Below are 10,581 nucleotides of genomic sequence, written 5' to 3'. Positions count from 1 at the left end.
GTGCAAACCGATTCTCCCGCCCCCGACCAATGGCGGAATCGGGCTGGGTTTCCCATCTGGCAGTGGATCAGGTACATAATCAGGCACTGGAGCAGGCTTGCCGCCTGTTCCCTGCATCTGATGCAGCCATCCGGACGGGCAAGGCAGAAGCCTTTGCATACTGTCCGCATTCTATAGTGAACCCGGAGCGCGAGACCGTTGCCCTTCCCCCCTTCTTCCCCTCAGCCCCACACAGCGCCTCCCCCGGTGGAAGCGCCAGAGAAGGATATTCCTCTGTCACGGCGGGAGACCCGGCGGCAGGAAACGCATAACGCACTGATTAGTGCAGCCATGGCCCTGCTGGCGGCCAAGGGCTTTGAAGAAACCACCACCGACGAAATCGCTCAGGTAGCCGGAGTCTCGCGCCGCACTTTATTTCGTTATTTTCCGACCAAGGCGGATATCGTCACGGCTTGGGCGCAGCAGATGACCGATGTCCTGCGCGCGCATGTGGCTGGGTGCCTACCCGGAACCAGCCCGCAGGCCATGCTCTGTTCGGCACTGGAAGCCGTGGTGCCGCATATGGCACGCACCCAGCCTGAAGCCTATGCGTTTGTCTATCTGATTGAACGCACACCGGCACTGCTGCCTGTCAGCCTGCGTAAATACGCACAGTGGGAAGACAGTCTGGCTGAGGCACTTTCGCACCACCTGACCAACCAGCCCGATAGCGGGCTGGCGGCCCGTGTGGCGGCACGCTCTGGCATTGCTGCTTTTCGTACCGCAATTGATGAATGGATACGGCTTAAAGGCCGTCCGTCTCTCGTGCCGATTATGCGCAAGGTCATGGCCTTGCAGGCACGCATTCTGGAAGACGTGTAGCGAGAGCCCTCAATCCAGACGGATTGAGGGTTTAACCAGCGCATCGATCCAGTCTGCCAGACAGGACAGAAGACCGCGGTATAATCCGTACAGCTCAACTTGATGCTGGCGATACAGCATAAGATGCCCAAGCCGCGCGGACAGGCCCTTGAACATGCCACCGCCGAAAACGGTACCGCCGGGCAAGGTACCCCAGCCGTTATAATCCCCCAGCGCGACAATAGCGCCCTTGTTGCGGAAGACGCAGTGCGGCACCTCCGTGCCATTGCGGATCAGCGCAGGCAGATGGCGGGCAAGGTGATGGGCCTGCTGCCGGGCGACCTGCGCCGTGGGGGGCAGAGGTTCATCTCTAATAAACGAGCAGTCACCCATGGCAAAAATGCGCTCGTCATCCACCGACCGCAGATTCGGCTGTACAATCACCTGACCGGAACGATTGAGGCTTAGCCCCCCGAAACGGGTTGTGACGGTGGGAGCCTTTACGCCTGCGGCCCATACCCGCAGCGTTGCTGGCACATAACTGCCGTCCTTGAGCATGAAGCCGCCCGCATCCGCCCCGGAAACCTGCGCGCCTGTGCGCACTTCCACCTTAATATGCTCAAGCTGCTTGCGTGCGGCTTCCGATACCTGCTCAGGGAAGGCGGGCAGAATGCGCGCGCCGGCTTCCAGCAGGGTGATTTTGAGCCGCGGGGGATTCCCCTCGAATGAGTACAGGCGCACAAGGTCGAGCGCCTTATGTAGTTCTGCCGCAAGCTGGGTGCCAGTCGCACCGCCGCCGACGATGGCGATATCCAGTTCCTTGTTGGCGGCAAACGCCTTGAGCAGTTCAAGGCGGAATTTCTCGTTAAAGCCGTTTGCCTCAACCAGATTGTCGATGAACAGGCAATGCTCCGCCACACCCGGCGTGCCAAAATCATTCGCGCAGCTACCTATGGCCAGCACCAGCGCATCGTATTCCACCGTGCGCTCTTCCAGCACCACCGTACCATCGGTGGACTGCACCGGGCCAAGCACGGCCTTGCGGTTCTCGCGATCCACCGCGATCACCTCACCCGGCCAGAAATCGAAATAATGCCGGCTAGCCTGCGACATGAAGCTGATACGGTTATTCTCGTTCTGGACCGTGCCAGCCGCAAAACAGTGCAGCATGGGTTTCCAGACATGAGAGAAACTCTTGTCGATCAGGGTAATGCGGGCCTCGCCGCGTTTACCGAGCGTTTCTCCCAACCGGGTTGCCAATGCCAGCCCCGCGACACCGCCGCCAACGATGAGGATTTCTGATTTTGTCGCCATAGCCTGTTACAAATTCCGTTCAAGGGGCAGAGTCAAAGTCATGGTGGGCGGGGCGCGCTCTTCCCCGCCCACCATGTTCAGCTCAGAAAAAGCCGAGCTTCTTTTCGCTGTAGCTGACCAGCATGTTCTTGGTCTGCTGATAGTGCTCGAGCACCATTTTATGTGTCTCACGACCAATACCAGACTTCTTGTAACCACCAAAGGCAGCATGAGCCGGGTAGACGTGATAGCAGTTGACCCACACGCGCCCGGCCTCAAGCCCTCGCCCCATGCGGTAGCAGATATTGGCATTGCGCGACCACACGCCAGAACCCAGGCCAAACGGAGTGTCGTTGGCAATAGCCAGCGCTTCTTCCTCGGTCTTGAACGTCGTGACCGCCAGAACCGGGCCGAAGATTTCTTCCTGGAAGATACGCATCTTGTTATGGCCACGGAACACCGTCGGCTGCACAAAGCACCCGTTGTTCAGGCTGCCCGCCAGATCAGGCTTGCCGCCACCTGCCAGCAGTTCCGCGCCTTCTTCCTTGCCGATAGCGATATATTCGAGAATTTTCTCCTGCTGCATGACGGAGTTCTGGGCCCCCATCATGGTTTCAGGATCAAGCGGGTTACCCTGTTTGATCGCCTTCACTCGCGGCAGAACACGCTCGATAAACCGGTCATAGATGGATTCATGCACAAGTGCGCGACTGGGGCAGGAACAGATCTGGCCCTGGTTGAGGGCAAACATCGTGAAGCCTTCAATCGCCTTGTCCAGATAGTCGTCATCCTGGTCCATGATGTCGGCAAAGAAGATGTTGGGAGACTTGCCACCCAGTTCCAGCGTGGCCGGAATCAGGTTTTCGGCGGCAGCATGAGCAATCATCTTGCCGGTGGGGGTGGAGCCGGTAAAGGCGATCTTGGCAAGGCGCGGGCTGGTGGACAGAGCGGCCCCGACATCACGCCCCAGACCGTTAACAATGTTAAGCGTGCCCGGCGGGAACAGATCGCCGATCAGTTCCATCAGCACCAGAATGCTGGCAGGCGTGGTTTCAGCAGGTTTCATCACTACGCAGTTGCCAGCCGCCAGAGCGGGTGCGAGCTTCCATGAGCCCATCAGCAGCGGGAAGTTCCACGGAATGATCTGCCCCACAACGCCAAGCGGCTCGTGGAAATGATAGGCGATGGTGGTATCCGTAATTTCGCTGAGCGTGCTTCCTGCGCGCGGATGCAGCCAGCAAAATAGCGGAAATGGTCAATGGCCAGCGGAATATCGGCCGCCAGCGTTTCGCGCACGGGCTTGCCGTTATCCCATGTCTCGGCGCGGGCCAGCAGGTCGAGATTGGCTTCCATCCGGTCGGCGGCCTTGAGCAGAATGGCCGCGCGTTCAGCAACGGAAGTATGCGCCCAGCTTTTGAAGGCCTTGTGCGCGGCATCCAGTGCCAGCTCAATATCTTCAGCCGTGGACTGGGGCACTTCGCACAGCACACGCCCGTCGATCGGGGTGGTGTTTTTCATGTACGTCCCTTTTACGGGCGCGCGCCATTCACCACCGATGTAATTTTCATAACGGGCTTTAAAGGGAGGTTCTTGAGTTACGGACACGGACAGGCTCCATAATCTGACAGGAAACAGGACTAATTTAGGCCTGTTGTTCGTATACGGTGTTATACAGTCATGACTGGGCAGACAATCACCCTGCTCATCACATCCATGTGAATTTTGACACTGAGTGTCATTTTTTAAGCTCCGCGTCCAATACCCTTACAGGAGGCGATCTTTCCAGAATAAGCCTATCGCACAGGCGGTTTTTCAGCCAGTCCATGGCCATGCCGCTCTGGCGCTTACGGTGCCACACCACCGCCATGGGCACCTGCCGCCCTCCGGCATCAAACGCCAGTTCCGGCGTGACAATATCCGGCGCGGTGGTGGAAGAGGCCAGAACATGGTCGGACACAAAAGCCCAGCCCACGCCATGTTTGACCATTTCAAGAATGACCCAGTAGCTCTCCACCCACCAGACCTCACCCGCAACCCGCAAATGCTGGCGTTCGCGCTCCTGCCCACGCGATGCCACCAGAATCTGGCGATAGCGCTTCAGATCTTCCCATGAAACCGGTCCACCCTGCGCCAGTGGGTGATCCCGCCCGCACACCAGCAGCAGTTCCGTGCGCCCGATTGTCCTGAACGACAGATCTGCTGGCATACGGCTTTGCTGCCACATCACACCAAGCTGGGCCGTGCCCTCGAGCACCAGATGCCCGACATCTTCCATCAGAGGGAAAAGCAGTTCGACCTCGACATGCGGAAAAACCTTGGAAAATTCTGAAAAAATCGGCCCCAGAACATATTCTGGATAGAGTTCGTCCAAGGCGACAACCAGCCGGTTTTCCACCCCATCCCCCATGGAGCGGGCAACGCCTATCAGGTGCTCTCGGCGTTCAAGCACCACGCGGGCCTCGCGCAATAGCCGCTCTCCTTCCGTTGTCAGCTGCGGCACACGTCCGCTGCGCGTAAACAGCGCCACACCCAGATCAATTTCCAGATTAGCCACATGCGTGCTGATAGCGGACTGCGCTCGCCCCAAAGAGCGAGCCGCGGCAGAAAAGGAGCCGCTCTCCACTGTTGCGACAAAGGCTTCCAACTGTTCGAGCGAGACATTCATCTATCTGTTTTCCAGATGGTTTCTATCTTTGTAAACCCAGAGAAAAAGATAGGTTGCGCCCATGTCAACACGAAACGGCGTCAACACCTCCATGAAACAAGCACCCTCCGCCCCAATTCCTGCTGAAGAAACCAGCCACGGCCTGCGCACCGGCGCGGATCGCCTGCGCCATGTGCTGCTGTTTGAACTGGTAGCCCTGTCCATTGTCATTCCCTGCGGCAGCATTCTGTTCGGCCTGCATGAAAGCGCCATGGGTGTGATCGGCATTGGCAGCGCCATAACCGCTACAACATGGAATTTCTTCTACAATCTGCTGTTCGACCACATCATGCTACGCTGGCGGGCAACCACCCATAAGACGACTTTGACGCGCGTAGTGCATACCATCGGGTTCGAAGCCGGGTTGCAGGTCATTCTTCTGCCCGCCATTGCGGCGTATTGCGGCCTGTCCATTCTGGCCTCGCTGCCGCTCACACTCTCACTGGCCGGGTTTTATCTGGTTTACGCGTTTCTCTTCAATCTGGCGTATGACCACCTCTTTCCGCTGCCACTTTCCACGCCAGAACTCTGCAAGGCCTGATACTTTACGGCTGCACCGCCGAAACGCGCCGCTCCTGCGCCTGCAGGGCCGAGCGGGCTGTCATGCGGGCCAGATTGCTGCGCCCGCCCATGGCCTTGATCTTGCGGTGCAGGGTGGAGCGGCTAATACCCAGCAGAGTGGCCGCAGCCGTTACCCGCCCCTGACACATCGCCAGTGCTCCCTGCACAACACCCCGTTCGGCTTCCTCAAACCCTGAAGCCAGCGCGGCCTGAGAGCCCAGATCAAACCGCACGCAGTGGTTTTCCAGATCACCCAGCCCCGGCAGACGGCGCGCGGCAAACGTGGCCCCCACAATGGTACGCGACTCATCCAGCGCCACCATGGGAAGGGAAATACCAGCCCCCTCGCCCATCAGGATAACGGTATGGGCGCGGAAAGCCTCCAGAAAACTCCTCCGCTCCAGACGGCGGGCCGCATCAATCAGCACGGCTTCCATCATGGTGCTGATACGCTCCGAGGGGTCCGGGCGGGTTGAGCTGGCATCCAGCGCACCGGCCAGTTGCCCATCCGGCCCGTAAAACGGCACGGCGGAACAGCTCAGATAACGCAGGTCCATGCTCCAGTGCTGCTCGCGGTGCACGGTTACAGGCACCTGCTCCACCAGACAGGTGCCTATGCCGTTGGTGCCCACACGGGTCTCGTTCCAGTTCGCACCCGACCACAAATGCCAGCGACGGCAACCTTTTTCCTGCGGGGCGTCTCCCCTGTGCGCCACCACAATGCCCTGCGGGTCGGCCAGCAGCACATTATAATCCAGTGTGGACACAATCGCCTGTAGGCGATCCAACTCCGGGTCGCAGATTCGCATGGTCACCCCCATGCGCGCCCGCGCCTGCCGCAGTTCCGCGGCACACAGCAGGGTATCGAGAGAAATGGCGCTGGCGGGCAGGTTATAGTCATTGGCACAGCGCAGCCACGAGGGGCGCAGCCGGGCGGATAACACCGCCAGTTGACTATCAGACACGGTAACACGGGTCATACTCGCCCCCCTCTCCTGCCTTGTCCACGCTGTTATATCATCCTCATTCCTTATATGTGTCATAACAGCGACAAATAAGCCCGCGTCGCGTCACATCCCTGTTACGTCCGCCCCGGCACGGCTTTACCGCCTGCCAAGCAAGATGTTCCCTTTACGGACACGGCGGCGCAATACAGGCATTTTTCAAAAATCCACACTGCTCCGCCAGCATTTTTCTTGGTCCATCGCAAGATGGCAGGCCGGAGACAACACCATGCAGATCGCACGGGATATTCTTTTGCACTCCTATCGTTCGATGCGGACAATCCGCGAATTCGAGGAACGGCTGCATACCGAATTCGCCACGGGAGAAATTCCGGGCTTTGTCCACCTTTATTGCGGCGAGGAAGCCTCGGCCGTTGGGGTGTGCGCGCATCTGGGAGAAAGCGACACCATTGCCAGCACGCATCGCGGCCATGGCCATTGCATTGCCAAGGGCGTGGAAGTTGAAGGCATGATGGCCGAAATCTACGGCCGCAGCACGGGCGTATGCCGGGGCAAGGGAGGCTCCATGCATATTGCCGATCTGGCACGAGGCATGCTGGGAGCCAACGGTATCGTAGGCGGCGGGCCACCGCTGATCTGTGGGGCCGCACTCTCACACAAGCTGCTGAAGACGGACGGCGTTGCCGTAGCATTCTATGGCGATGGTGCCTCCAACGAAGGCACCACGCTCGAGAGCCTGAATCTGGCCAGTGTGTGGAAACTGCCTGCAGTTTTTGTATGCGAGGATAATGGCTACGGCGAAGCCACAGGGGCTTCCTATGCCTGTGCGGGCACCCAGAAAGACCGGGCCGCCGGATTTGGCATGCCCTATTTCGAATGTGACGGCACGGATTTCTTTGCTGTTTACGAAACGGCGGGAGAAGCCATCGCCTATGCCCGCTCGGGCAAGGGGCCGGTGATGCTACATGTGCATCTGGCACGCTGGTACGGCCATTTCGAAGGGGACGCCATGTCCTACCGCGCCAGTGATGAAGTCGCCCAACAACGCATGAACATGACTGCCTCAGCAGTTTTCGCACTCGCACCACGGGGGCGGGTCTGCTGGATGGCGCAAGCCTCGATGATATCGACAGCACTGTGCGTAGCCGGGTCGATGCCGCCGTGCAGGCCGCCAAGGCAGCCCCCCTGCCCGAACAGGAAGACCTGATGCGCGATGTGTACGTTTCGTACTGATCCCGCCGGATAAAACAGATTTCAGGAAAACAGGAAGACTCCAATGTCAAAAAAAAGCTTTCGGCAGGCGATCAATGAAGCCCTGCGGCAGGAAATGCGGCGTGACCCGCGCGTCATCCTGATGGGCGAGGACGTGGCAGGTGGACAGGGCGGCACATCAGGCGTGACAGACGCATGGGGCGGCGTGCTGGGTGTCACCAAAGGGCTTTATACCGAGTTTGGCCCCGAGCGCGTGCTGGATACCCCCATTACCGAGGCCTCCTATATCGGGGCGGCGGCAGGGGCGGCGGCTACGGGCCTGCGCCCGGTGGCGGAACTGATGTTTGTCGATTTTGTCGGCTGCTGTCTGGACCAGATTATGAATCAGGCGGCCAAATTCCGCTACATGTTTGGCGGCAAGGCACGCACCCCGCTGGTTATCCGGGCCATGTATGGTGCGGGCTTCAATGCCGCTGCCCAGCACAGTCAGGCGCTGTATCCCATTTTTACCCATATTCCGGGGCTTAAGGTGGTGGTGCCGTCCTCCCCCTACGAAGCCAAGGGCCTGCTGATCGAAGCCATCCGCGATGATGATCCGGTCATCTTCCTTGAAAACAAGGTGATGTATGATGATGAGGAGGAAGTGCCGGACGAGGCCTACACCATCCCCTTTGGCGAGGCGAACCTGACGCGCGAGGGTGATGATGTCACCCTTGTGGCCTTTGGCCGTATGGTAGGCTTTGCCAATGAGGCAGCAGACCGGCTGGCAAAGGATGGCATTTCCTGCACGGTCATAGACCCACGCACCACATCGCCACTGGATAGTGCGACTATTCTGGACTGCGTGGCGGATACCGGCAGGCTTGTTATCGTGGATGAATCAAGCCCACGCTGCAACATGGCCACCGATGTCGCAGCCCTGGTGGCGGAAGAGGCGTTCGATGCCCTCAAGGCGCCGATCCGCCGTGTCACGCCGCCACATACGCCCGTGCCCTTCGCAACTGTTCTTGAAAAACTCTACCTGCGATGTCGGACGGATCGAAGCCGCTGTCCGCTCCGTCATGGGGTACAAAGCCCGGCAGGAGGCCTGATCATGACTGTCATTACCCCCATCACCATGCCCAAATTCGGTCTGGCCATGACAGAAGGCAAACTGGCCGGATGGTCTGTCACACCCGGCAGCACGGTGTCAGCCGGGCAGGAAATTGCGGATATCGAAACCAGCAAGATCACCAATGGCTATGAAAGCCCGGCTTCGGGCGTGCTGCGCAGGCAGGTGGCCTCGGAAGGAGAAACCCTGCCCGTGGGCGCGCTAATTGGCGTGCTGGCCGAAGGCAGCACCAGTGATGCCGAGATCGACGCTTTTATCGAGCAGTTCCAGAGCACGTTCAGCGCATCGGATGGACAGGACGATGCCAGCACCCAGCAGGCCCGCCCCACCCTGATTGATGTGGATGGGCTGAGCCTGCAGGTACAGGACATGGGACAAGGCGACGGACTGCCCGTGCTGCTGATCCATGGTTTTGGCGGCGACCTGACAAACTGGCTGCTTAATCAGGATGTACTGGCAGCACAGCAGCGGGTTGTCGCCTTCGACCTGCCGGGGCATGGCGGCTCCACCAAACAGGTGAGCGACGGCACACCGGCGGCACTGGCTGCCATAACCGCCCGGCTGCTGGAAACATTGGGCATCGAACGCGCCCATGTGGTGGGCCATTCTCTGGGTGGCGCCATTGCGCTGGAGCTGGCCCGCGCTCACCCCGACAAGGTAGCCTCGCTGGGCCTGATTGCCCCAGCCGGGCTGGGGCCGGACATCAACATGGAGTTTATTGAAGGGTTCATTACCGCTGACCGGCGCAAAACGCTCGAACCCGTGCTGGCTCTGCTGGTCAATGATCCTTCGCTCATCACCCGCAACATGGTGGAAGGGATTATCCGTTTCAAACGCCTTGATGGTGCCAGACAGGGTCTTGAAACCATTGCGGCAGCCTGCTTCCCGAACGGGCAACAGAAAGACAGCCTGCGCGATGTGCTGAGCACGTTCGGTGGTCCGGTGCAGGTGATCTGGGGCGAGGCCGATAAAATCCTCTCGCCCGAAGCGGCTCAGGGGCTACCCGCCTCCATAACCGTGACCCGCCTGCCCCAGACAGGCCACATGCCACAGATGGAAAAAGCAGCACAGGTGAACGACCTGCTTGCGGCCACGCTGCACGGCACACCCTGACCCTCAGGCGTTCCTACGATTAAAACCCGGCCTGCCCTGCTCCCTTACCGGAAAGCGGGCAGGCTATTTTTTTGGCCCTCCAGCCTAAAACATGCCGATTTTCTGCCTGCTTTGCATGCTTTGTTAACAGAGCAGGAGATACAAATCATGAAACATGCATCCTTCATTCCCCTCGCCTTTGCCATGCTACTTCTCTCCGGCTGCTACGGTGGACCGCGCGACCACCACCGGCACTGGCATGAAGACCACAGGCCACCCCCGCCGGGCGGCTGGCAGCAGCCCCCCGGTGGTGGCGATGGCTGGAACCGGCCGCAGCAACCGCGCTGGTAATGACCGCCATGCCATAAAGAAAGGGTAAAGCGCCTTTACAGGGTCACACCAATGCCCTTTTCTGGCGCTACAACCCTCTGGTATCACAAGGAGTTCTTATTTTATGAAACGCTTTTTTGTAGCCTCGCTTATCATTGCTGCTTCCGGTCTCGTCGTAGCGGACGCCAATGCGCAGCTTCTGCCCTCCGCCAGCGAAATCGGCCAAAACGCGCTGAACTCCGCCAAGAGCAGCGCCGAAACCTCCGCACGCAACAGCGTCGATGCCGCTACAGGCAATGTCTCCAAGCGGGTTGAGCAGGAACGTTCCAAATACACCACCGAGCGTGACAAGGTGCAGAACAAGGTCAAGACCGAGAAAGACCGCATCAACAACACCAAAAGCGCCGTTCAGGATCTGACCCGCTCACCGTTCTGAGTTGGCCTGACGTCACAAAAAAGGGGGGAAGCCTAGG

Annotated in this window: 9 protein-coding genes and 3 pseudogenes; 8 read left to right on the top strand and 4 right to left on the bottom strand. The window is 59.3% G+C overall.

Annotated elements, in window-relative coordinates; all coding sequences use genetic code 11:
- Both JCM25143_RS23160 and JCM25143_RS01825 read left to right on the top strand, forming a co-directional pair.
- On the top strand, positions 1–311 hold a 311-nt coding region (locus JCM25143_RS23160), incomplete at its 5' end, for a hypothetical protein (RefSeq protein ID WP_234394870.1).
- Positions 247–861, top strand: coding sequence for a TetR family transcriptional regulator (locus JCM25143_RS01825; protein WP_025859826.1), 615 nt, complete (start codon positions 247–249; stop codon positions 859–861). The genes JCM25143_RS23160 and JCM25143_RS01825, both read left to right, overlap by 65 nt.
- Positions 862–870: 9 nt before the next feature.
- Here JCM25143_RS01825 and JCM25143_RS01820 read toward each other — a convergent pair whose 3' ends face one another.
- From JCM25143_RS01820 to JCM25143_RS01810, 3 genes and pseudogenes are all read right to left on the bottom strand, one after another.
- Complete coding sequence (locus JCM25143_RS01820; protein ID WP_025859825.1) at positions 871–2,154, bottom strand: NAD(P)/FAD-dependent oxidoreductase; 1,284 nt, start codon at positions 2,152–2,154, stop codon at positions 871–873.
- An 82-nt stretch (positions 2,155–2,236) separates the two neighbouring features.
- Positions 2,237–3,738: pseudogene (locus tag JCM25143_RS15930) on the bottom strand (aldehyde dehydrogenase family protein).
- A 130-nt stretch (positions 3,739–3,868) separates the two neighbouring features.
- Positions 3,869–4,798, bottom strand: coding sequence for a LysR family transcriptional regulator (locus tag JCM25143_RS01810; protein ID WP_025859824.1), 930 nt, complete (start codon positions 4,796–4,798; stop codon positions 3,869–3,871).
- Positions 4,799–4,889: 91 nt separating this feature from the next.
- Here JCM25143_RS01810 and JCM25143_RS01805 point away from each other — a divergent pair, with 91 nt between their 5' ends.
- Positions 4,890–5,378, top strand: a complete 489-nt coding sequence (locus tag JCM25143_RS01805; protein ID WP_234394869.1) for a PACE efflux transporter — start codon at positions 4,890–4,892, stop codon at positions 5,376–5,378.
- Between the two features lie 4 nt (positions 5,379–5,382).
- Here JCM25143_RS01805 and JCM25143_RS01800 read toward each other — a convergent pair whose 3' ends face one another.
- The gene (locus JCM25143_RS01800) at positions 5,383–6,378 is read right to left on the bottom strand and encodes a helix-turn-helix domain-containing protein (RefSeq protein ID WP_025859822.1); all 996 of its coding nucleotides are present in this window, start codon (positions 6,376–6,378) and stop codon (positions 5,383–5,385) included.
- Between the two features lie 253 nt (positions 6,379–6,631).
- Here JCM25143_RS01800 and JCM25143_RS15925 point away from each other — a divergent pair.
- The 5 genes and pseudogenes from JCM25143_RS15925 (at position 6,632) to JCM25143_RS01775 (ending at position 10,544) form a co-directional block, all read left to right on the top strand.
- A pseudogene (locus JCM25143_RS15925) lies at positions 6,632–7,596 on the top strand (thiamine pyrophosphate-dependent dehydrogenase E1 component subunit alpha).
- A 43-nt stretch (positions 7,597–7,639) separates the two neighbouring features.
- Positions 7,640–8,666, top strand: a pseudogene (locus JCM25143_RS15920) (alpha-ketoacid dehydrogenase subunit beta).
- A complete protein-coding gene (locus tag JCM25143_RS01785; protein WP_148299971.1) occupies positions 8,666–9,799 on the top strand; it encodes an acetoin dehydrogenase dihydrolipoyllysine-residue acetyltransferase subunit in 1,134 nt (377 codons plus the stop codon). The pseudogene JCM25143_RS15920 and the gene JCM25143_RS01785 overlap by 1 nt, the downstream one beginning before the upstream one ends.
- Positions 9,800–9,946: 147 nt before the next feature.
- Positions 9,947–10,129: a hypothetical protein gene (locus JCM25143_RS01780; protein ID WP_025859820.1), complete on the top strand. Its 183-nt coding sequence runs from the start codon at positions 9,947–9,949 to the stop codon at positions 10,127–10,129.
- Between the two features lie 103 nt (positions 10,130–10,232).
- Positions 10,233–10,544 (top strand): hypothetical protein, encoded by a 312-nt coding sequence (locus JCM25143_RS01775; RefSeq protein WP_025859819.1) that lies wholly within the window; start codon positions 10,233–10,235, stop codon positions 10,542–10,544.
- The last annotated feature ends 37 nt before the right edge of the window (positions 10,545–10,581 follow it).

Source organism: Acetobacter papayae JCM 25143, from assembly GCF_000613285.1.
Taxonomy (GTDB): domain Bacteria; phylum Pseudomonadota; class Alphaproteobacteria; order Acetobacterales; family Acetobacteraceae; genus Acetobacter; species Acetobacter papayae.
This window is presented reverse-complemented; position numbering and strand designations above follow the sequence as displayed.